This window comes from Micromonospora sp. AMSO12t, from assembly GCF_008806585.1.
Classification (GTDB): Bacteria; Actinomycetota; Actinomycetes; order Mycobacteriales; family Micromonosporaceae; genus Micromonospora; species Micromonospora reichwaldensis.
Window position 1 is genome coordinate 1 of the sequence record NZ_WAAS01000037.1, and the last position, 21,939, is coordinate 21,939.

The following is a 21,939-nucleotide window of genomic DNA, read 5'->3' on the forward strand; positions in this document are numbered from 1 at the left end:
ACGGACCAGGTCAACCGCGTCACGCCGGAACTCTTCCGTGTACTTCGATGGACGCCCCAACGGGGACACCCCTTCCTCTGGACCAACATCCAGTCTCAGGGTGTCCACATCTCAGGGGGAAGCCCACCACCCCCGGCCAAGAATCGGACCCGGAGATCGTGCTGCGGTCGATCACCGACTGGCCCGGGCTGATTGCGTACGCGCCGCTGCCCGCCTCCGGCCGGTATCCCCGCAACCGCAGCGGAGTGCCGTACTACCGCGCCATCCGGCTGCGCACCGACGACCCCGTACAGCCACCGCACCGGCCGAACGGGCTGCTGTCTGACACAGACTGGGCATGGTTGATCCGCAGCGAGCACGGATGGAAACAGATCACCGACCGGTTCGGCGATCGCGCCCACATCATCGCGTTCACCCTCGCCCGCGCCGGCTGCATCACCATCGGTTACGAGCTGCAAGGCGCCCGCCCAGCTCCGACACCGAAGAAGGTCTACCCACACCCCGCGTTGACCGCCACTGAGAAGGACCGCCGTACCAGCCGCCGCGATCAACGCACCAACTTGCAGACCCGGGCTGCCGCCCTCGCCGCCGACCTGGCGGGCGAATGGCCCGGCGTCGCGCACGCGTTGATCAGCACCGACCACGCCGACCGGCTCACCTGGGCCGTCAACGCGGCCACCGACCTGGCCACCGGTGCCGTCCACCCCTCCGTCCGCGCGTTCGTCCAACACCACGCCGCAAACACCAAAGCCCGCGACGACGTGCAACGGCTGCTGGCGGACCTCGGCTTCGAACCGGCCGCGCTCGCCGAGATCGGCCTGTCCCGGTCGCCGTACATCGGCGTCGCCGGCCCGGTCCGGTTACACCCGGCGACCGGGCCCGTCATCGACCTGTCCGGCCTACCCGGTCCGCACGACATCCGACTGCACCCCACCCACCCGCTGACCATCACCGTCACAGCCAGCACCGGGCCACTGCTGATCATCGAAAACCGGCAGGCCGCCGAAGCCGTCTGCGACACCCACCCGCACCTGCCCATCATCTGGTGCCATGGACAACCACCCGACCCAGTTCTCGACCTGATCCGGCAAGCCGCCACCCAGGTGCAGCTCACCTGGATCTGCACCGACGCCGACCTCGGCGGCGTCCGGATCACCGCTCGCATCCATGACAACCTCCCACCGGCAACCGCCATCCGCGTCATCGACGTCGGCACCGCCGAACACACCGCTGGCAAGCTATTCTCGACCCACATTCGCACGCGTCTGGAACCAGTCGCCGTCCGCAGCGACCAGGTCGGCGCGTTCGCCCGCGCCTGCCTCGCCCGTGGTTACGTCGTCGAACAGGAAGCCAGTACCCGCACGGCGTTGGTCATGGCGCTCGACTCGCGATGACGGATGACGGCGTTATGTCCGATGAGTAGGGTTTGTTGCGTTGATCGTCTGAACGTATGGATATAGGTCTTGGCAGCGGTGACCGGGCTGGCGGGGCCCACGGCGTGCTGGATCACCAGGCCCACCCGGCCGCCGATGCCAACGCCGCAGCCGCGTGCCACAGGTCGTGCAACCGTACCGGTGGCAGCCCAACTGCGTGACCAGCTCCGCGAACCGGTGCAGCAGACCCCTGCTACCGGATTTTTGTAGAGACCGGCTCAAGGATGAACAGGCACTGGTCCGGGTTGTACTCGCCAACCCGAGCAACGACGCGGAGAAGGTCGCCGGCACCTACGGAATTCGGAATGTTCGCGCCAGCGAGATGCAGGTCAGGGATGTTGACGTCTTCGAACTTGAATGCAGGCCCAGCCGCAGATTTCGGGCCTTTATCCCCCGGAGAGACGAGGATGTCGTAGCGAGTGCTGTACTCGCCGTGATTTCGCATCGATGCGATGGAACCGTCGAACTCGATGGTCCTGCCCTCGTACTTGGCCACGAACGTTCCGATCGTCTCGTCGCAGTAGTCCCGCACCGCCAAGAGCGCCGCGAGATCCTTGCTGTTCTCGACCGTCAGGACCTGGTCTGCGCCGGACTCATCCGAAGCCGATTCGTCGGGCTTCGCCGTCTCCGAGGGCTTTTCGCTCGCCGCGACCGTCGTCTCGCTTGGCGATTTGGGGTCCTTGTCGTTTCCGCCCTGTAGCGCGCTGGCGATTCCGCCGACGATGGCCAGGAGCAGGACGACACCGGCCGCCACTGCAATGAGTACCCACGGGACCTTCGGCTTCGGGCGGCGGAAGTTCAGCGTTGTCCGCAACGTCCCCTGGTCCTGGTCGACGAACTCCCAACCAGCCTTCTGCCACTTCGCGATCGACCTGGCCTCGATGCCGCGGACTGCCTGCACGGACTTGAACTCGTACTGCACACCGTCGTCGGCCATGCGGCTCCCAGACCCCCGAATCGGATTCATCGCTCATGGACTCCTCGCCAGGATAGAGGCCGCCAGCACAACCCAGCCGAACCAACTATCGCTACCCCTGCACCAGCCGGCAGCAGGTAACCACCGCTCCATCAAAGCGGGGGAACTCAAGGAGCAGTCGTCAGTGTTCGTGTCCGACAAGCTGCAGCAGCCGGTCACGGTACGCCTCCCACGCCGGCAGGGTCCCGGCGACAAGCAGTCCGAGGGAAAGGACGACGAGCTGTCGCACCCGTAGCTGCGGCCGCGGGCTGAGCATGACAGTACTGGCTTGTAGCCACATCGGGTCAGCTTGCAGCGTCCGAATCATTCTGCTGTCGATGCGGTTGAGGGGCCCGAGATCGGGACGGGAACCGGCGAGGTCCAGCGCGCCGACCAGAAGGACACATGAGCCAGCGCTCGAAGTCCGTGGAGGGACGCCGCTCAGGCGCGCTCCTGTCGGCCGGCGACTCCCCAATCGGTGGAGCGGGCGGCACACCATGATCTTGCGTGATGTGCGCGGTGTGTGCTCTCCAGCGGATGCCACCCGAGGTCAACCGGCGCCAACGCGGGTCATTGCGGACGACCGCCGGTCGCAACCCGGGGTTCGTGTGCTCCGGGTGTGCTCCTGGGCTGGGAGGACAGGGGTCCGGGTGACGCGGGTGAACGTGGGCCACTCCCTGCCACCCCAGGTGAACGCCCGGGTCGCTAGACTAGGCCCTCGCGCCCTCGTAGCTCAGGGGATAGAGCATCGGTTTCCTAAACCGTGTGTCGCAGGTTCGAATCCTGCCGGGGGCACCTCGAAGATCAGCCAGAACGCCATCTGAGCAGCGGATACGTTCGTGCGTCGATCGATCGACCTGTGCAACCGGATGCCACCCGAAGCCGCCGTTCGTCGCTGCCCACGGACTATTCACGGATTGATCTTGGCTGCGTTTTCCCAGGTCGCGCCGGCTGTTTCCGCCAAGATCCGGACTGGTGAGGACACCTCGCAGACTACGCACCCGGACCACCCAACGCGGCCTCGATCCGCTCGTTGACCGTCGCCTCCTGGCCGTCGATGCACTTGGCGTACACCTTCAGCAGCACGTCCACGGAACTCCGGTGCAGGTGGTGTCCCCGCTGGCCAGGCGGCCGTACGACCCTACGGCACGCGGCGGTGTCGCTGCGGCTGAACTCCGGTGTTCCGGCAATCGACGTCGCCGCCCGTGCGGGGCACTTCAGCGCCAGCCCTCGCGCCGCCTTCCACACCCGCGAGTATGTCGACGCGGCCACCACGTTTCCCTTGTCGCTGCGGAACAACCGACCATCATCGGCGGCGCCGAACCGGTTGACGTGTCGCCGCAGGATCCCCACCAGCTCCGGCGGGATCGGCACGACCCGCGACTCCGCCCCGCCCGGTGCTTCAACCCACGCGGTCGTGCACCCGCTGACCAGGCGTACCGGACACATCACGACAGCCGAGAATGATCTCCAAAACTGGCGATCTGGCGCTGCTATGGTGCGGCCGTGCCGGATCCCGTGACCGTTGCCGCTCCACTTCGCCCGCTCCTGGGTCGACGACTGCTTGCGGTGACCGAGGCGCGGCACTGGTTCGACGACAAGCCGGCGACGGGAACTGACGGCCTGCTGCATTTCTGGCTGCACTTCGAGGGAGCGCCAGCCATCATGGCTCACGGCTGCGGTGAGCTGCTGAAGCTCACAGAGGAAGATCCCTACTCGTCGTACGATATGCAGGAGTACGGGCGGACCGCAGTTGGGCCGGTCCAACTCACAGACCTGCTCGGCGAGGTCATTGGACAGCACCTCGTTGACGTAGGGCTCCTCCAGGGATACAGCACGATTCCGGCTGTCGGTGGGCTCCTGCTGCGCTTCGACCGGACCGAGCTGCTCGTCGCGACCCTGGCGGACGAATGGGTCTGCCAGCCGGGGCCAATCCCGGACGAACTCCGCCAGTACCTGTCGCTCATCGGTTGGCTGAATAGCTCCGCGCCCACTGCCGAAGGGCAGTGACGGCGGACGCTGTGGCCTACCGAGGTCGCGGACTATTTACGGACTGATCTTGCCCACGGGGTGGCATACGTGACTCATTGCAGCAGATCAGAGGGCCGTATGCGCATTGAGCCGTACTCCATTCCTAACCCTGATCAAGACGCGCTGCGGACCGTTCTGCGGGCGCCTCCGGCCGTCCTCAGACGCCCGCAGCCCGTCATCCGGAAGTCAGCGGATTCTCAGCGAAAGCCGTACCCCGTGGCAACTATCGATCATGCTCGACGGCACGACCGGTACGTCTGACCACGCGGTACGGCACTTGACCACACTCGCCACTACGTCAGGTCACTTTCCCCGAAGGGGTCGTCCATCCGTGAGCGGTCTTCCGGCTCGGGTGAAGATCCGCCAAGCTCTACTCAATCTTCCAACCTTTGCGATCAAGAACATCCACCCGCCCGCGCGCACGCCTGACACGCCGGGCGTCGAGCCAAAGTGCTATCCGTTCGCGACAGCGGTACGCGGCGATGCCGGTCACCAGGACGGGGATGAGGATGGTCCAGAACCAGAATCGGGGGCCCACGCGGGGCGGGCTTGCCTCACGGGTGCGGCCGCTGCGGATCACGTCGTCGGAAACGTCGATCGCGACGACGTCCCTTGGGGCGGTGAGCAGGGTGGCGGGAGCGTCCGCGCCACGACCGAGGGCCAGCACCCGCACCGTGCCGACGTTGCCGTACGCCAGTCGTTGCTCCATCTCGAGGGGCCTGTCGAACGCGGCCGGAGCGTGGGGTGCGGGCTGGTAGGCGACGACCCACGCAGTCCCATCCACCGCCCAGCCCAGCAGCCTGATGGCGGTCACACCGGAGACGGCCGGCGTGCCGGTCGCGCCGAGGTCCCTGCCCGTGGCCGCGTCGATCCGCCACAGGCTCCAGCTGTCGCCGTCCCGCCGGGTGACCGTCAGCGTCCTACCGTCGGTGCTCCAGGCACCCTTGCCGGCCAACTCCGTGTCGGACGCGAGGGTGAACGAGGAGAGCCGCCGGCCGTCGAGGTCGGCGACGGTGACCGTCCGCCCGGTTTGGAAGGCGAGCCGTGCACCGTCCGGGGCGAACGCGATCGGGGACCCGTGCCCCTCGTGATCGTCGGCCAGCCGGGTCCGGCGGTCGCCAGTCAGCCAGACGATGCTGAGCACCTGCCGGTAGGCGCTGCGCTCCGGGTTGGCCGGCACAGTGTCTCGGACGACCAGCGCCCGCCCGTCCGGCGACCAGCCCGCCGGTTCGGCCATGGCGGTGCCGGCGACGCCGCTGGTCACGGTACGGCTGCGCCCGGTCACCAGGTCGACGATCTCCACTCGGGTGTTCGTGAAGCCGACTGATGTGAAGGCGACGCGGCGACCGTCGGGAGACAGCACCGTGTCCTCGCCGGCTTGAGCCTCGATTTCGCCTTTGATGATCCGGTAGCGGTCGGCGTCCGCGCCGACGACCGCGATGATGCTGCCCTCGTCGCCGTATGTCAGGCGCGGGGCCTGACCGGTGAAGATCACCGAGGCGGGACCGAGGCGCGGTCGATCGGTGGCGTGCAGGCTGCCGAGGGGCGGCACGCCGACCCGGTCGGGCAGCGCGGCCGCAGCTTCGGCCGCCGGGTCGACGGCGGGGGTACCCGCCAGCGGCAGCGCCGCCCCGGCCAGCGCGACCAGCACCAGCGCCGCCGCGGCCGCGAGGGCGGTACGGCGGCGGGAGCGGCGGGCGGTGGCGAGCGCCCGTTCGTAGACCGGGTACGCGGGAACGTCGGCCGCCGCTGTGTGCAGCGACTCGCGTAGTCGGTTGGTCATCGCGGAATCCTCTCCGCCGCTGGGTCGACCAGTTGGGGGGCGATGGCGCGCAGTCGGCGTACCGCATCGTGGCCGTGCCGCTTCACCGTGCCGACGGAGCAGCCCAGCACCTCGGCGACCTGCGTCTCGGTCAAGTCCTCGTAGAACCGCAGCACGACCACGGCGCGTTGGCGCGGGGTGAGTTGGCGCAGCGCAGCCGCCAGGGTGAGCCGCAGGGCGGTCGTGTCGGAGTGGTCGTCGCCGGGTTGGTCGCTGGGCTCCGGGTCCAGCCGTTCGGCGAGGCGGCGGCGCCGCCACCAGGAGACCTGATGGTGGTACATCACCCGCCGCACGTAGGCATCCGGGTCGCCGCTGCGGATGCGCCGCCAGTGCTGGTACGTCTTCGCCAGCGCGCTCTGCAGCAGATCCTCGGCGAGATGGTGATCACCGGTGAGCAGATAGGCCGTCCGGGACAACGCTGGTGAGCGGTGCGCCACGAACTCGTGGAACGTCTTGGTCATGCCCACCCCCTCGTCAGGTAAGACGCCTCCCGTCGCCACAATGGTTGAGGCCGGGCACGGCGATAGTGGCGCACCGCCGCGCCTGACGTTGGTCAGCCGATGAAACCGCCGTCCACGTCGACCACCGCGCCGGCCAGCTCCAGCCTGCTGGCGGCCTCCGGCCGCATCGGCTGGGCAGGCTGGCCACCTCAAATTTCTGCGCCCGCAGCAACGCCTGTGTGATCATCTGCGGTGGAGACCTGGACTCACGCTGGCAAGCAGTACGAGGTTGTCTCCCTCTACTGCCTGCCTGAAGAGGCCTGGTGCTACGAACTGGGCGAGCTGTGTGGAGCCCCAGGGGCCGGGCCACATATCGCCTTCGCCATCCCAGACGCAACGCCGTACGGGGGACCTTTCACGCCGCAGCCGGCCCGCCTCGCCGTAGTCCACGTTGACGAAGGCCAAACACCCTGGCCGGTCCTGCGCCGGTTCCTCGACCTGTCCGCACACCCGACGCCTCTCCGAACAACGGACCCTTCGTGCCCGAGGCAGCCGACCGCGTCACTCTGACGGTCCACGGCACCTGGACCATCCCTTGGCCGCCATTCCGTCGCTTCATTGCAGCGATTGAGGCGTCCGGCGACATCGTGGGAGAACGGTCGGGACCGGACGGGCCAGAGCCGTAGCGGCCATATCGATTGCGTCGCTGCTCGCTCACCGTCGCGGGGCACACGTGCGAGAAGCGTGTCTAGACGGTCAGCAGCAGCCATGATCGGGCACCATGACGCCGCAGCTGAGCAGGCGTTCTAGGCGGATCAGGTCAGTCGAGAACGATCTTCCAAAGTGCAGCTGCACTCCGGCGTCATGCGTAGGTGTATCGCAGCAAGCAGGAAGTCCGGTGCGCACGGCGAGGTTATCGGGTCTCCGCCGGGCATGTGAGACGCCACGATCGCTGCCGCAGCGATGGCCGAGACGGCCTCGTCATGCTCGAGGTATCCGGTGTTGAGGGCGGCCGTTGTCAGGGCAGCGCGAACCATTGCCGACCGCGCAGACGGATCGGCATCGTGGAGGTCACCGCACCAGTCGGCGGCAGTGTCGTTGTCAAACGGATCGATCGGGCGATGATGGCTACGGCCGAGCCAGTCGGGGCAGGCCAGAGGCTCGGAGGTGACCCGGCCCGTACTCCATTCCTGAACCGTGTGTCGCAGGTTGGGATCCCGCCGAGGCACCTCGAAGATCAGCAAGGAAGCGCGCCATGGCGTCGCGCAGCTGCCAGTTCGGGTCACGCGGCCTGAGGTCAGGTGCGGAGAACGGGGGGCCGGCAACGAGTCGAGCCACAGTCGAGGCCAGGCGCTTCCGTTCGGCTCGGAAATTCGACCACGCTGAGTTTGATAGCCGCAGCACGTTGAAGAGCAGGTCGCCCGGATAGTAGTCACCCTCGGCCAAGGGATCGCGGAGCAAGACTTGCACCGCGAGAGGCAGCAGGGCCGACACCCCGATTTGCTGACCGAGCATGATGCGCAGGTCTTCGACCGTGAACTCTGCTACCGGCTTGCGCCGCAGCTCGGTGCAGCGTCGGACGAGGAAGGTGCTGTCCGGGTCGGGTCCGGCCATACCTCCCGCTCAAGCTGCTCGATGGTCGTCACGGCGGCCAGGGTAGTCAGCCTTGTGTCCACGTGGGCGGCTGTTTCGCGCTGCTCGACGGCACGGCTCGTCGAACCAGATAACGATCTTGTTGGGGTGGCGGCGAGAAAAGCGGTCCGGGGAGCGGAGTGTCGGACGACCAGCGAACGCACCGCGGCGACGTTGTGCGTCTTGCGGACGAGCTGGTACGTCCTCCGCGCCCCGGGCAGATCGCCGACGACCGGAAGGAGTGCGCCTGGTGGTGCCCGACGAACTCCTTCCGGCGATCGGCGAGGGGTGGCTCAGTTGAAGGTGTAGCAGTACAACTGCACGTTGGCGGTGTAGTAGTAGTCGCTGACCTTCGTGCTGCTGCTGTAGGTCGTGCGGCAGTCGAGGTAGGTGTTGAAGCCGCCCATCTGGGCCTTCCACTTGGCGTCGTTCTCCGCCGACCAGATGGCGAGCGAGGCGGAGGATCCCGAGCCGTAACCCGTGTACCAGCCGACTGCGTTGGCTCCAGCGTCGGCGGACGCGGGGGCCGCACCCGTCAGCAGGGACACCGCGGTCGCGCCGGTGACGGCGGTGGCAGCGAGGATCTTTCGAATCGCGCGCATTGAAGCTCCGTTCTGTTCGAAGGGATGCCCTGAGCCTGCCACGAGAATCGACCACTGTCAATTAAATCGCGCCTGGTGTTGACGGTTGTTAAATCGTTCGTGGGGCGCGAGAGCTGTTTCGAGGATGTCGTCTGCTACCCCCGCCCAGGTAGACGGCTTGAGGCGGCGTTCGTGCCGCGATCCAGGCGGTCACATCTGCTTTCAGGTCGGTGAGACTGCGCCGGGCAAGCCGACGTGGTTGCGGTAGGTTGGTTCGCGGAACCAGTTCGCCCAGGGTTCAGCCACGACGAGTAGTTCGGGGTGAAGTTCAGGTGGAACTGGCGTGCTCAATGAGTCCCTGCTGGATGGCGGGCTGGCGTATCTGCCCAGCATGATATGTGGTTCCAGTTCGGTCCTGGCCCGCCCGGTCGATGGTGCGGAGGAAGCGCACAACTCCCTGGTCGCGGCGTATGCGCTGGGTCTGGCCGATGGGCCACGTCCACCGCGGCAAACAGGTCGGTGGTGCCGTGGCGGACGTAGTCGATGGTCACGGTCCGTCAAATTGGGCCAATCCCAGAGGGCGCGACCTTGGGGCGGCGCGGGCCGGTTAGTAATTGGTCGTTCGACCTGGCGCACCATGCTGTTGTTGGCTGCGATCGAGGTGGTTATGGCGACCGGTGCGGGGCGATTTGCCGAGTCGCGGTCGAGCCGCCCATGGGCGTTGGACCATTGGCAGCTCGCTCTTGCCCTAATGGCTTGGAGCGCCTTCCGTGGCAGCAGGTGATAGGCCCGCACGAGGCGTGCGTCGTGCGGTATTCCTGACCGGGCTGGTTGTCGCAGGTTCGGATCCTGGCCGGGCGAAGGGAATTGGCCATGACGCGACAGTGCTCGTCCCGAAAGGGAGGGGCTCGTTTGTCTGGTTGCCATCCCCCTGTACTCCGTCGTCGTACCCGAATCGCGGCCCGCGCGGCGCGGGGCGGCGGACGCCGCCGGGTGGGGTGGGCCTTTACGCGGCCGACACCGCCGGGGGCACCGGCGCGATCGACCGGTACGACCCGTGGAGATAGAGCAGCGGCGCCTTCGCCGGATTCAGTGGGCCGTACGAGACCGCCTCCCCGATGACCACCGAGTGGTCGCCCTGGTCGGAGAGGTCGCGTACGCGGCAGTCGAAGTAGGCCAGTCCCTCGCTGAACACGAGGCAGCCGGTGGCCGGTGCCCGGTGCACCCGGACGCCGGCGAACGCGGCCGCGCCGGAGGGCCGCCGGGCGTCGGCGAACCAACGGGCGACGTCCCGTTGGTCCGCCGCCAGCACGGTGACCGCGAAGATGCCTGAGTCGCGGATCTGGGCGAGCAGTCGACTCCGGTGCTTCAGGCAGGTCAGGACCAGGGTGGGGTGCAGCGAGACGGTGGTGAACGAGTTGACCGTCATCGCCAGCGGGATGTCGTCGTACACGCTGCTGACGATGCCGACGCCGGTGGCGAACGCCCCGGCGGTACGGCGGAACTCCACTGCCCGGTCCTGGTTGGTCATGGCGTCAGTCCTGACCCCAGACCAGGCAGAACGGGTGTCCCACCGGGTCGGCGTAGACCCGGAAGCCGTGGTTGCGGCTGCCGCCGCCGCGCAGCCGGGTGGCGCCCAGCCGCAGCACCGCCTCCTCGGCCTCCTGGATGTCGTCCACCTCCACGTCGAGGTGGGCCTGCTGCGGGAAGGCCGGATCCGGCCACTGCGGCGGCTGGTAGTCGGCGACGCTCTGGAGGCAGAGGCGGGGATGCCCGTCCGCGCCCTTCAACGTCACCCAGTACCCGTCGCTGTCGGCCCACTCCAGGCCGGTCAGCTCGACGTAGAACTCCGCCAACTTCTCGGCGTCCGGACAGTCCAGCACCACCGAGTGCAGTCGACCGATCATCCGACCTCTCCCGTCATCGTCGTACGCGCGATGACCGGCGCCCCCGGTCACCGTGTCAGTGAAGGTACTCGCCGAAGGTGGTGAAGTAGTCGATGGCACGCACGGGTGGCCCGGTCTCGGTGGAGACCTGGAGCAGCACCACCCCGCGGTCGTCGCCGTCGCCCGGTCCGCCGCTGGCGACGACCACACCGCCGTAGTCGGCCTTGACGATCCGGCCGGGCGTGCCGCCGTGCGCCCGGGTCGGCCGGGTGGCGGCCTTGACCCACAGCCGGAACCCCCGGTGCGTCGTCCACGCGTTGACGAACGGGTCCGACTGGCCGCGCACCAGGTTGCAGATCGTGGTGGCGCTGTCCCGCCAGTCGATGCGGGTGTCCTCGACCCCGATCCGGTGGTAGAAGGACGCCCCCTCGGGCGGCTGCGGCTCGCCCCGGTGGCCCTCGGCGACCCGCTCCAACGCCTCGAGCGTGACCGGCACGTACTCCGCGAGGAGGCGCTCCAGGATCTGGCCGGCGGTGTCGTGCGGGCCGATCTTCACGCGGGCCTGGGTGATGACCGGGCCGGTGTCCAGCTCCTCCGCCATGTAGTGCACGGTGAGGCCGGTCTCCTCCTCGCCGTTGCGGATGGCCCAGTTGACGGCGCCGAACCCGGCGTACGCGGGCAGCAGCGCGTCGTGCGTGTTGACCGCGCCGCGTTCCGGGATCCGCAGCACCTCCGCCGGCACCCGGGTCCGCCAGTTGGTGGAGACGATGAGTTCCGGTGCGAGGTCGCGCAGCTGCTCGTGCAGGTCGGGCTCGCGGGCGGTGGCCGAGTAGCGCACCGGCAGTCCCAGCTCCGCCGCGGCCAGCTCCACGTCCGGCTCGCCGAGCCCGCTGAACTCGGCCCGGTGGGTGAGCACCAGCAGCACCTCGTGGTGCGGCGCGATGCCCCGCAGCACGGTCGCGCCGAGCTCGCCGTACCCGAAGAAGACGATCCTCACGGCTTCGCCGCCCGGGTGGCCCGCCCGGCCCGGAAGCGGACGGTGTTGACCCGCAGCCAGCCGGAGGAGTCGCGCTGGTCGAACACGTCGTCCGCCTCGAAGGTGGCGAACGCGGTGTCGTAGCGGCTGTGCGGGGAGCGGCGGCCGATCACCTGGACGGTGCCCCGGTGCACCCGCAGGATCGCGTCGCCGGTGACGTCCTGCTGGCTGAAGTCGATGGCGGTCTGCAACATCAGCCGCTCGGGGGCGAACCACAGGCCCCGGTAGACCAGGGCGGTGTACTTCGGCATCAGCTCCTCCTTGAGCTGCGCCACCTCCGGGTCGAGCACCAGCGACTCCACCGCCCGGTGGGCGTGCCAGAGCAGGCTGCCCGACGGGGCCTCGTAGATGTTGCGGGTCTTCATGCCGAAGATCCGGTTCTCCACGATGTCGAGCCGGCCGATGCCGTGCCGGCGGCCGATCTCGTCGAGCGCCTCCAGCACGGCGCTGGCGGACAGGGGAGTCCCGTTGACGCCGACCGGGTTGCCGCCCTGGAAGTGGATCTCGACGGTCTCGGGCTCGTCGGGGGTGTCGGCGATGTCGCGCACCCGGAACAGCAGCCCCTCGGGCGCGGGCTGCGCCGGGTCCTCCAGCGCCTCGCCCTCGTACGAGGTGTGCAGCAGGTTGCTGTCGATGGAGTACGGCCGTTCGCCGCTGCTCAGGTCCAGCTCGATGCCGTGCCTGCCGGCGTACGCGAGCAGGTCGCTGCGGGAGGCCAGGTCCCACTCCCGCCACGGGCTGATCACCGTGAGGTCGGGGCGCAGCGCGGCGAACGTCATCTCGAAGCGGATCTGGTCGTTGCCCTTGCCGGTGGCCCCGTGCGCCACGGCGTCGGCGCCGACCTCCTCGGCCACCCGCACCTGCGCGGCGGCGATCAGCGGCCGGCCGATGGAGGACCCCATCAGGTACTGCCCCTCGTAGAGGGCGTTGGCCCGGTACATGGGGAAGGCGTAGTCCCGGGCGAACTCCTCGCGCAGGTCGACCACCCGCACCTCGTCGGCGCCGAGCTTCTCGGCCTTGCGGGCGGCCGTGTCCAGCTCCTCGCCCTGCCCGAGGTCCGCGATGAACGCGGTCAGCCGGCAGCGGTACCGCTCCTTGAGCCAGACCAGGGCCACCGACGTGTCGAGCCCGCCGGAGAAGGCGAGCACGATGTGCTGGGGGGCGATGTTGTTCCGAGTCGACATGATGGTCACACCTCTCCGGCGGGCACGGTCGCCCACAGCTGGTCCATGGTTTCGTGGGTGAAGTCGCGGGTCAGGTCGGACGTCGAGGCGTACCCCATGTTGATGATCTTGCGGCGGCCCTGGCGGACCGGGGCGACCCGGTGCAGCGTGGTGTTGGTCCGCATGAGGTACAGGTCGCCGGGGAACAGCTCCATCGAGTAGATCGGACGGCTGACCAGCGCCCGGTTGATCTCCGGACGCTCCTTGTTCCAGACGGTGTTGGGCACGCACTGGACGAAGCCGCCGTGCTCCACCGGCGGGCACTCGACCACCCAGACCAGCGCGAAGGTGAAGTCGTCCCAGTGCCAGCCGTGGGTGTCGCCGTCCTTCTCCAGGCAGGTGATGACGAACTGCTCCGGCTCGTACGGGCAGGGGTGCACCGGCTCGCCGGCCACCTCCGACAACACCCGCAGGATCGGCTCCGCGGTGTAGATCCCGTTGATGACGGTGCCCAGTTCGGCGATCTCGGCCCGGGTCACGTTGCGCATCCGGCGGGGCGTGTAGTCGGTCTCGGCGAACCGCAGGTCCCGGCGCGTACCGGCCTTGTCGATCAACTCGTTGACCTCGTCGGCGACGGCCTTCTTGACGCTGTCGGGGGCGACGAAGGAGACCTTCGCGTGCCCCAGGTAGGAGAAGTCGCGGCGGGCCGTGGCGATGTCGTCCGGCGCCACGTCGCGCTCCACGTGCTCCCGCAGTTCCTGGTACAAGACTCTCGAGTCGAACACGGATCCTCCTTGGTTAACCTCGCGCCGCCGCGACGCGCGCGAAATCGATGACGGCCGCCGCCACCTGCGTCACGGCGGCGGAATGCAACACTCCGAAGTGGTCGGTGCCGATCCGCTGGGACCGGGCCGCCCCGACCCGCGCCGTCCACTGGGCGAGCTGCGCGTCGAGCAGGTCCGCGCCGATCACCAGCGCGGGAGTGTCGACCGGGCCGTCGTGGACGTACTCGGCGCTGGCCCGGACGTGGCGCTCGTAGCTGCGCCACCGGTGCGCCAGCAGCGCCGTGGGGACGGGCTGCTGGACGGCGGCCAGGCTGGCCGCGAGCGCGCCGAGGGCCAGCCGCTCGTCGAAGCCGGCCGGCTCCGGGCCACCCGTCACCCGGGGCCTCGGGGCGTCCGGCTCCAGGTCGAGGGCCCGGTGGATGTTCTCGGTGAAGGTGTCGAAGCGGTCCCGGACCTCGTCGGCCGGCAGCTCGTACCCGACGGGCGGGGCGGAGTCCAGCAGCACCAGCGCCGAGCGCCGTCCGGCCTGGTCGGCGGCCATCTGGTAGGCGACCTGACCGCCGAAGGACCACCCGCCGAGCAGGTCCGGGACCAGCCCCGCCGCGTCCAGGTCGGCCCGGTACCGGCGGGCCAGCGCCGCCACCGTCGGCAGCTCCGCGCTGTCGCGGGAGGCGGTCACCCGCCAGTGCTCCGGCAGCTCCGCCAGCAGGTCCTGGTAGTCCTGCGGGCTGCCCCCGGCGCCGTGCACGAGGTGCAGGTGCGGCCCCGGGCCCGCCCGCAACTCCACAAGCGTCGACTCCGCCGCCACCGGCTGCGACCCGTTGCCCAGCAGGTCGGCCAGCCGGCGGGGGGTTGGCTCGCCCAGCCACCGCACGACGTCCACCGCCGGTCGCCCGTCGGCCGTCAGCGCGTCCACGAGGCGCAGGGCGCTCAGCGAGTTTCCGCCGGCGGCGAAGAAATCGACGTCCGCGTCGGCCGGCGGGCCGCCGAGCACGTCGGTCCAGGCGGCGACGACGTGCTGCCAGTCCGCCGACTCGGGCAGCGGGCCGGTCGCCCGGTCGCGGTCCACGGTGGCCGGGGCCGCGCGGCCGGCCCGGGCGCGGGTGGCGACGTCGAACGAGCCGACCGTACGCTGCGGCTCGGCGCCGCCGTCGGCCAGCACCTCGTCCAGGTCGTGCAGCAGGGCCAGCACGCTGCTCTCCCGGTAGCGCCCGGTGTGGTACTCGATCTCGGCGAGGTAGCCGCCGTCGGCCTCCCAGACGGACATCGCCAGGTCGGCCCGGGCGGCCCGGTTCGGGCTGGGCAGCAGCGTCGCCGGGACCGGGCCGAGCCGCAGGTCGGTGCCGATCGGGCCGAGGTAGCTCAGCAGCAGCGGCGCGGGATCGCCCAGCGCGCTCCGGGTCGCCTCGGGCAGCGCCCCGAACACCACCGGGTACGGCACCGCCTGGTGGGTCAGCATCTGCCACATCCCGTCCCGGGCGGCACCCACCACCCCCGCGACGGTGTCCGCCCCGTCGACCGTGGCCCGGGCCACGCAGAGGTTGGCGGTGTACCCGAGCAGCGCCTGGTCGCGGGCGGTCATCCGGTTCGCGGTCACCACGCCCACCGCCACGTCCGGCCCGGCGCCGGCCCGGGCGAGCACGATCTGCGCCGCGCCGAGGATGACCGCGAACGGGGTGGCGAAGGTGGCCTTCGTCAGGGCAGCGATCCCGGCGCCCGCCTCGGCGCTGAAGCCGTAACGCAGGATCGCGCCGGGCGCGCCGCTGGCCACCTCGCCCGGCAGATCGGGTTCCAGGACGGCGGAGGTGGCGCCCGCGAGCGCGTCGCGCCAGTACGCCAGGCTCTTGTCCCACCGGCCGTCCGTGCGGGCCGCGGCCTGCTCCCGCGCGTACGTGCTGAACGGCACCGGGTCGGCCGGGAAGCTGACGGCACGTCCCTCCCGAGTCGCCGCGTACGCCTCGGACAGCTCGCCGACGAGCAGTTGGACCGCCCAGCCGTCGAGCACCACGTGGTGCACGGTCAGCAGCACCTCGTGCCGGTCGCCGACCCGGACCAGGGTGATCCGGGCCAGTGGTGCTGCCTCCGGTTCCATCGGCCCGGCGTGCACCTCCTCGGCGACGAGCCGCAGCAGGGTGCCCGGGTCGGCGGGCCCCGGGTCGTCCACCTCCACCCGGTGCAGGCCCACGACGATCCGGGGCGCCACCACCAGCGTGACGGCGTCCGCCTGCCGGACGACCGAGGTCCGCAACGCCTCGTGCCGGTCGACCATCGCCTGCCAGGCGACGGCCAGCGCCGCCTCGTCGAGCGGCTCATCGACCGCGAGCCGCCAGGTGAGGTGGTAGACGGACCGGTTCCGGGCCCGCTGGTGCACCCACCACAGGGCCTCCTGCATGCCGGTGGCCGGGACCGGGCCCGGGGCCGCCCCGGCGTGCTGCTCAGCCACGGGTGGCGAGCAGCTCGGAGGTCAACCGCTTGCGGTCGACCTTGTCCACCTCGGTCAGCGGGATCTCCGCCCGGTGGTGGAACGCCCGTGGCCGCATGTACGGGGGCAGGTGTCCCACCAGGTGGGTGAGGTCGTCGTCGGCGAGCGCGGCGCCGGTGTAGACGGCGTGCAGGTCCAGCTCCCCGTCGGAGCCGGCCACGGTGAGCACCACGGCCTCCACCACGTCCGCGTGGGCGCGCAGGGCGGCCTCGATCTCGGCCAGCTCGACGCGGTTGCCGCGCACCTTCACCTGGTGGTCGATGCGGCCCTGGTGCACCAGCTCGCCGAACTCGCGACGGACCCGGTCGCCGGTGCGGTACCAGTGCGCGGCGGTCAACGGCCCGGTGCCGTCGTAGAGCCGGGCCCGGTCGCCGTCGAAGGAGACGAACCGGCCCGCGTTCTCCGTCGGGTCCAGGTAGCCGGGGAAGCGCTGCTCACCACGGACGCACAGCTCGCCGTCGTCGCACGGGCGCAGGTCCTCGTCGAGCAGCACGTAGTCGAGGTGCGGATAGATGTCCCCGATCGGCACCGACCGGTTCGACGACTCGATCCGGGCGGCCGGGTCGGCGGGCACCTCGTACGCGGTGACGATGACCGTGGTCTCGGTGGGGCCGTAGCAGTTGATCACGGCGGTGTTCGGCGCGGCGGCCGTCCAGTCGTTGACCTGCTCGATGGTCAGCGGCTCCCCGCCGAAGGAACTCAGCCGCAGCGTCGGCATGCTCTCCGGCGCCAGCGCCCGCAACCGCTTGGCGAACGAGATCAGCGACGGCACGGACAGCCAGTGCGTGAGCCGCTTCGTGTTGATGAAGCGCACCGGCGTCAGCACGTCGCCGCGCTGCGCCACGCACAGGGTGGCCCCGGTGCCCCACGCGCCGAACATCGCCAGGATCGAGCCGTCGAAGCACATCTCGAAGGTCTGCGAGACCCGCGACTCGGGCCGGAACCGGTACCGCTTGGTCACCTCGGTCAGGAACGAGTCGACGTTGGCGTGGGTCGCCGGCACGCCCTTGGGCTTCCCGGTGGTGCCGCTGGTGAAGATGATGTACGCGAAGTCGTCGCGGCCCCGCTCCACCTCCGGCGGGATCTCCGTCGCGTCGCCCGGGGCGAGGAACCGGCGCCAGCCCTCACCGGTCAGGTCGAGGACCGTGACGGTGGTCTGCGCCCGGAACTCGGCCAGCCCGTCGCCGGAGGTGTCGTCGACCATGACGAGGTCGAGCCCTGCCTCGTCGGAGATGGCGAGGTTCCGGGCCGCCGGATTGGCGGGGTTGAGCGGCACCACCGTCGCACCGAGCCGCAGGGCGGCCAGGTAGGCGATGTAGCCGACGAGGCTGCGGGAGGTGAGCAGCCCGACCCGTCGGGGTGGCCGTCCCGGCGCGCGCTGCATGGCGGCCGACAACCGCTCGGCCGCGGCCCGCAACTCGGCGTAGGTCAGTGCGTCCGAGGCGACCTCGATCGCCACGTTGTCCGGGTACTGCCGGGCCGACGTACGGAACCAGTCGTAGAGGGTACGGGTCTGCATCGCACATCCTTCACAAGGTCTGCCGGTGCGGGCTTTCCGCCGCCGGCGCTGGGGTGGTCGACCGGTCTCGTTCCAGGTGCCGCAGGTGGTCGAAGGTGGTCCGCACCAGCGCGGACCGGGGGCGTCCCCGGCGGGCCGACTCCACCGCGAAGCGCAGGGCCCGGGGCAGGTCCGCCCAGGCCCGCACCGCCTCGTCGTCGCCGAGGTGGCGGTACCGGAACGTCCGGTGCTGCGCGACGGCCCACAGGTCGTCCAGGTGCGCCCCGGCGGCCTCCGGGTGCGCGACGACGTGGTCGCGGAGGAACTCCAGGGCCGTGTCCTCGTCCAGCAGCCAGTCGCCGGGCAGCTCCGGCTCGTCCCCGGGGGCGCCGGTACGGACGAGCCAGTGCGGGTGCCCGCCGGCCGGCGGGGGCCTCCAGAAGCCGAAGGCCAGCGCGTTGCGCCGGTCCTGTTCCGGGCGCCACGCCGGCGGCGGGGTCATCGCGGCGAGCAGCCCGGCGGTGCCGAGCCAGCCGGCGTACGGCTCCTGTTCGCCGGCGGGCAGCAGCCCGCTGAACCCGTCGACCACGTGCCAGTCGTCGCCGCGCCGGTCGTCGACCAGCAGCCAGTGCGGCGCGTGGGCGGTGCCGCCGGCCGAGGGGGACCAGGGCAGCGCCGCGTTGTCGGTGACCACCAGCACCCGGCCGTGGCGCCGCAGCTCCGCGTCGACGGACTCGACGACGCCGTCGACCGGGGCGGTGGCCCACGCCAGGCGGGTGCCGTCCGGCAGCCGGTCGAGCGGCACCCGGTGGTGGGAGAAGGCGAGCTGCCCCTCCGGCAGGTCCGTGCGCACCGCGACGCGTACGGAGTCGGCGAACCGGTCGGGGGTGTCGGCGAACTCGCCGGCCCGGTAGCCGGCCAGGTTGGCGGTGTAGCAGCTCAGCCCGGCGAAGCGAGGGTCGGGGGCGGTCATCGCGTACCCACCACGTGCGCCACGCTCGCCGGCACCCGGCTGTGCCCGCGCAGGCTCACCCACCGCAGGTCGGCCCACCGGCCCGTCCGCCGTCCCGCCGGCACTGGAATGGCCCAGGGCCGGCCGGCGAGGCCCGCCCCGGTCGCCTTCACGCACGCCTCCTGCACCGTCCAGATCCAGGCGAACTCGCGGTCCCGGGCCGGTGCGGGCAGCCGGTCCAGGGCGGCGCGGACCGCCGGGGCACAGCAGCGGCGCAGCAGGGCCGGCGGCGCGGGCACGGGCACCTGGACGTCGAGGCCGACCGGCACGCCCCGGCCGAGCGCGGCGGCCACCGTCCCGGCGTCGTGGGACAGGCTGACGCTGATCCCCGGCCACTCGGGCAGGTGGGGCTGGCCGCCGTCGCGGGCGGCGATCGGCGTGGCGCCGGCCGCCCGGCCCAGCTCGGCGGCGAGCAGCAGGCGCAGCAGCGCCCGCGCGGCCAGCCGTTCGGCGCGCGGGCCGGCGGGGAGGTCACCGACGGTCGCCAGGTCCGCCGGGGCCGGCGGAAGGTGGGCGAGCAGTCGCTGCTCGGCCACGGCCACCCGCACCCGGGCGCCCAGCCGCAGCCGGACGATGCCCCGGTGGCGGCCCGTCGGGTCCCGGCGCGGCCGTGCCCGGCAGGCCAGCGCCGTCCGCTGCCGGGCCGTCACCACGGCCGGTCCCGCAGCAGGTCCGGCACGTGCTCGGCGATCCCGGCGAGCATCGCGCCGGTGGCGCCGCCGGCCGTGGCGAACATGCCGGCGGCGGCCCGCAGCTGCGCCAGCCCGCCCTCGGCGTACGCCTCCGCGCCGAGCAGGGCGGCGCACTCGCCGAGCACCACGTCCAGGCCCTGCGCCACCGAGGTCTTCAGCAGCATGCTGGTCACCAGGGGCTCGGTGCTTCTCCGGTGGGCGTCACAGGCCGCCCCGATCCGCCAGGCCTCCACCACGCACCGGGCGAACCGCTCCCGGATCGCCGCGTTGTCCCAGGCCCGGCCGTCGCCGAGGGGACGCTCGACGAGCCGGCGGTGGGTGTCGGCGAGCACCCGCCGGCACATCGCGGCGGCCCACACGCCGCCCGCGAAGCGTTCCGTGGCGATGTGCCGGGCGAAGCTGACCATGCCCCGGCCGGGCCGGCCGACCAGGTACGACCGGTCCAGGCACACCTGGTCGAAGTGCAGGTCGCCCAGGCCGGCGCCGCTCAGCGGGGTGCCCCGGGTCGCGGACACCCGCACGCCGGGGGCGTCGGTGGGCACCAGTACCCACACGAAGCTGGTGAAGTGCCGCTGCGGGCGGTGCCGGGCCAGCACGAGCGCGTGGCCGGCGGTGCGGGCGTTGGTGATCCACCGCTTCCCGCCGTCGAGCACCAGCGACCGGTCGTCGAGGCGTACCGTCGTGCCCAGCTCCATCAGGTCGGAGCCGGCGCCGTCGCGGTCCGTCGCGGCCAGCGCGAGCGTCGCGCGACCGGCGACCGCGTCGAGGTACGCGGCCCGCACCGGCCCGTCCGCCGGCTCCGCGTCGACCTGTTCGCGCAGGACGGGCAGCGCGCTGGCGACCTGGACGCAGACCGACAGCACCACCCCGACCGGGCAGTACGCGTCGAGGGTGCCGAGCAGCCCCGGCAGCTCGGCCGGCCCGAGGTCGCGCAGCAGGCCGTGCTCGCCGAGCGCCCGCCACACCGCGCGGGCGTCGGCGGGGGTGGCCAGCCCGCGCAGCGCCGCCTCGGTACGCGCGGCCACGTCGGCGCCGGGATCGGGTGCCGCCGGGACGGGCGCCGTGGGGGCCGTCGTCGGTGCCGTCCGCAGCTCAGGCAAGGTGCACCTGCCGGTCGCGCAGTGTCAGCGCCCCGTTGACGAGCAGCAGCCGGTCGTTGGCGTAGTTCAGCGAGGCCGAGCGGAGGTCCCGGAAGACGCGCTCCAGGTACAGCGGCGACGACCTGAGGTAGCCGTGCCGCAGGCCCACCAGCTCCACCATCTCGTCGGCGGCGGCGAAGCACTGCTCGGCGGCGTGCACCTTCAGGGAGTTGACCAGCAGCTGGGTCGACGGGTCGGCCACGTCCGGGGTGCCCTCCACGGCGGCGACGGTGTGCCGCAGCAGGGCGTTGACCAGGTCGAGCCGGCCCCGGACCCGGGCCAGCCGGGTCAGCAGCAGCTCCGAGGAGGGATCGAACTGGCCCCGGCCGGCGTCGCGGATGTGGTGCAGGATCCGCGACAGCGCGCCGGTCGCCGCGCCGAGCCACGCCGCCGACCAGCCGATGTGTGCCAGCGGCCCGAAGGTGGGGGCGACGATCTCGCGGAACTTCCCGGGTGCGCCGATCACCTGGTCGGCCGGCACCCGCCCGGTCAGCCGCATCGGCACGCTCTGGGTGGCCCGCATCCCGAGCGGCTGCCAGCCGCCGCGCACCTCCAGGGTCAGCTGGTCGCGGCGGGCGTACACCAGGGAGACCTGGCTGGGCGAGGTGGCGTCCGGCGCCAGCGTGGTGATGAGGTACGCGTCGGCGTGCTGGCCGCCGGTCACGATCGGGGCGTCCCGGTCGATCGTCAACGTCCCGGCGTCCTGCCGGACCGTCGACTCCGAGCTGAGCAGGTGTCCGCCCTTGCCGCGTTCGGTGGTCACCGAGGCGAGGTAGACGTCGCCCTTGCCGAGCTCCGGCAGGAGCCGCGCGGCGAGGGGCCCGTCGGCGTGCCGGACCACCGCCACCACCTGCTGGCAGTGCATCGCGAAGATCAACGCGACGGACATGTCCACCCGGGCCAGCCGCAGCGTCACGTCGACGAGGTCGCCGAGCCCGCCGCCCCCGCCGCCGTGCTCCGCCGGCACGAGCAGGCCGAGCAGGCCGGTGGCCCGCATCGCGTCCAGCGCCGCGACGGGGAACTCCGCCGCCTCGTCGGCCTGCTCCGCGTGCGCGGCGGTGGCGGCCAGCACCTGCTCCAGCGCGGCCTCGTGGCGGGTCGCGGTGCTCACGCCGCCCGCCCCCGCAGCGACTCGATGGTGTTCCACAGGCTGCCGGCGGTGGCGAAGGTGCTGTCGGTCAGCAGCTCGTCGGGCATGGACACGCCGTAGGTGTCCTCGATGGTGAACAGCAGCTCGATCGCGCGCATCGAGTCCAGGCCCAGCTCGTTGAGCGAGGCCTCGGCGGTGATGGGCTGCGTTCCCGCGTACTTGAGGAACGGCTTGAGCAGGTCCGGAAAAGCGGCGTCCATTG

21 protein-coding genes and 1 tRNA gene are annotated in these 21,939 nt (G+C 71.1%); 3 read left to right on the top strand and 19 right to left on the bottom strand.

Going from position 1 to position 21,939, the window contains the following annotated elements:
- Positions 1–158: 158 nt before the first annotated feature.
- Positions 159–1,394 carry a hypothetical protein gene (locus tag F6X68_RS08525; protein ID WP_225852078.1) on the top strand — a complete coding sequence of 412 codons (1,236 nt, stop codon included), beginning with the start codon at positions 159–161 and terminating at the stop codon, positions 1,392–1,394.
- A gap of 232 nt (positions 1,395–1,626) precedes the next feature.
- On the opposite strand, the gene F6X68_RS08530 is transcribed toward F6X68_RS08525, so the two are convergent.
- Complete coding sequence (locus F6X68_RS08530; protein WP_151453741.1) at positions 1,627–2,370, bottom strand: DUF4839 domain-containing protein; 744 nt, start codon at positions 2,368–2,370, stop codon at positions 1,627–1,629.
- Positions 2,371–3,110: 740 nt separating this feature from the next.
- Between F6X68_RS08530 and F6X68_RS08535 the strand changes: the two genes are divergently transcribed.
- A tRNA-Arg gene (locus F6X68_RS08535) sits at positions 3,111–3,183 on the top strand.
- 198 nt (positions 3,184–3,381) lie between these two features.
- Here the strand turns inward: F6X68_RS08535 and F6X68_RS33415 are convergent.
- Positions 3,382–3,762 (bottom strand): integrase, encoded by a 381-nt coding sequence (locus F6X68_RS33415; RefSeq protein WP_192581328.1) that lies wholly within the window; start codon positions 3,760–3,762, stop codon positions 3,382–3,384.
- Between the two features lie 132 nt (positions 3,763–3,894).
- Here F6X68_RS33415 and F6X68_RS08545 point away from each other — a divergent pair, with 132 nt between their 5' ends.
- Positions 3,895–4,398, top strand: coding sequence for a hypothetical protein (locus tag F6X68_RS08545; RefSeq protein WP_225852079.1), 504 nt, complete (start codon positions 3,895–3,897; stop codon positions 4,396–4,398).
- 391 nt (positions 4,399–4,789) lie between these two features.
- Here F6X68_RS08545 and F6X68_RS08550 read toward each other — a convergent pair whose 3' ends face one another.
- The 17 genes from F6X68_RS08550 to F6X68_RS08630 all read right to left on the bottom strand — a co-directional run bounded on the left by F6X68_RS08550 (position 4,790) and on the right by F6X68_RS08630 (position 21,937).
- On the bottom strand, positions 4,790–6,202 hold the full coding sequence (locus F6X68_RS08550) for a PD40 domain-containing protein (RefSeq protein WP_151453743.1): 1,413 nt from the start codon (positions 6,200–6,202) through the stop codon (positions 4,790–4,792).
- Positions 6,199–6,702: a SigE family RNA polymerase sigma factor gene (locus F6X68_RS08555; protein WP_151453744.1), complete on the bottom strand. Its 504-nt coding sequence runs from the start codon at positions 6,700–6,702 to the stop codon at positions 6,199–6,201. The genes F6X68_RS08550 and F6X68_RS08555 overlap by 4 nt, the downstream gene beginning before the upstream one ends.
- Positions 6,703–7,496: 794 nt before the next feature.
- Positions 7,497–7,925: a DUF4259 domain-containing protein gene (locus F6X68_RS08560; RefSeq protein ID WP_225852080.1), complete on the bottom strand. Its 429-nt coding sequence runs from the start codon at positions 7,923–7,925 to the stop codon at positions 7,497–7,499.
- On the bottom strand, positions 7,810–8,295 hold the full coding sequence (locus tag F6X68_RS34830) for a contact-dependent growth inhibition system immunity protein (RefSeq protein ID WP_225852081.1): 486 nt from the start codon (positions 8,293–8,295) through the stop codon (positions 7,810–7,812). The genes F6X68_RS08560 and F6X68_RS34830 overlap by 116 nt, the downstream gene beginning before the upstream one ends.
- 311 nt (positions 8,296–8,606) lie before the next feature.
- Positions 8,607–8,915 carry a hypothetical protein gene (locus tag F6X68_RS08570; RefSeq protein ID WP_151453745.1) on the bottom strand — a complete coding sequence of 103 codons (309 nt, stop codon included), beginning with the start codon at positions 8,913–8,915 and terminating at the stop codon, positions 8,607–8,609.
- A gap of 985 nt (positions 8,916–9,900) precedes the next feature.
- Positions 9,901–10,425 (bottom strand): flavin reductase family protein, encoded by a 525-nt coding sequence (locus tag F6X68_RS08575; protein ID WP_151453746.1) that lies wholly within the window; start codon positions 10,423–10,425, stop codon positions 9,901–9,903.
- A 4-nt stretch (positions 10,426–10,429) separates the two neighbouring features.
- Entirely contained in the window at positions 10,430–10,801 is a 372-nt protein-coding gene (locus F6X68_RS08580) for a VOC family protein (protein WP_132231726.1), read from the bottom strand.
- A gap of 55 nt (positions 10,802–10,856) precedes the next feature.
- Positions 10,857–11,777, bottom strand: a complete 921-nt coding sequence (locus F6X68_RS08585; RefSeq protein WP_151453747.1) for a methionyl-tRNA formyltransferase — start codon at positions 11,775–11,777, stop codon at positions 10,857–10,859.
- Positions 11,774–13,000: an argininosuccinate synthase gene (locus tag F6X68_RS08590; protein WP_151453748.1), complete on the bottom strand. Its 1,227-nt coding sequence runs from the start codon at positions 12,998–13,000 to the stop codon at positions 11,774–11,776. The genes F6X68_RS08585 and F6X68_RS08590 overlap by 4 nt, the downstream gene beginning before the upstream one ends.
- A 5-nt stretch (positions 13,001–13,005) precedes the next feature.
- On the bottom strand, positions 13,006–13,764 hold the full coding sequence (locus F6X68_RS08595; RefSeq protein ID WP_151453749.1) for a 2OG-Fe(II) oxygenase: 759 nt from the start codon (positions 13,762–13,764) through the stop codon (positions 13,006–13,008).
- 13 nt (positions 13,765–13,777) lie between these two features.
- On the bottom strand, positions 13,778–16,207 hold the full coding sequence (locus tag F6X68_RS08600; protein ID WP_225852082.1) for a condensation domain-containing protein: 2,430 nt from the start codon (positions 16,205–16,207) through the stop codon (positions 13,778–13,780).
- Positions 16,200–17,765: an amino acid adenylation domain-containing protein gene (locus tag F6X68_RS08605; RefSeq protein ID WP_151453750.1), complete on the bottom strand. Its 1,566-nt coding sequence runs from the start codon at positions 17,763–17,765 to the stop codon at positions 16,200–16,202. Before F6X68_RS08605 ends, F6X68_RS08600 begins: the two co-directional genes overlap by 8 nt.
- Before the next feature lie 10 nt (positions 17,766–17,775).
- Positions 17,776–18,717, bottom strand: coding sequence for a hypothetical protein (locus F6X68_RS08610; RefSeq protein WP_151453751.1), 942 nt, complete (start codon positions 18,715–18,717; stop codon positions 17,776–17,778).
- Positions 18,714–19,409 (bottom strand): 4'-phosphopantetheinyl transferase superfamily protein, encoded by a 696-nt coding sequence (locus F6X68_RS08615; protein WP_151453752.1) that lies wholly within the window; start codon positions 19,407–19,409, stop codon positions 18,714–18,716. The genes F6X68_RS08610 and F6X68_RS08615 overlap by 4 nt, the downstream gene beginning before the upstream one ends.
- Positions 19,403–20,539 carry an acyl-CoA dehydrogenase family protein gene (locus F6X68_RS08620; RefSeq protein WP_370518920.1) on the bottom strand — a complete coding sequence of 379 codons (1,137 nt, stop codon included), beginning with the start codon at positions 20,537–20,539 and terminating at the stop codon, positions 19,403–19,405. Before F6X68_RS08620 ends, F6X68_RS08615 begins: the two co-directional genes overlap by 7 nt.
- A 1-nt stretch (position 20,540) precedes the next feature.
- The gene (locus tag F6X68_RS08625; RefSeq protein ID WP_151453754.1) at positions 20,541–21,698 is read right to left on the bottom strand and encodes an acyl-CoA dehydrogenase family protein; all 1,158 of its coding nucleotides are present in this window, start codon (positions 21,696–21,698) and stop codon (positions 20,541–20,543) included.
- Positions 21,695–21,937, bottom strand: coding sequence for a phosphopantetheine-binding protein (locus F6X68_RS08630; RefSeq protein ID WP_089002193.1), 243 nt, complete (start codon positions 21,935–21,937; stop codon positions 21,695–21,697). The genes F6X68_RS08625 and F6X68_RS08630 overlap by 4 nt, the downstream gene beginning before the upstream one ends.
- Positions 21,938–21,939 lie beyond the last annotated feature (2 nt).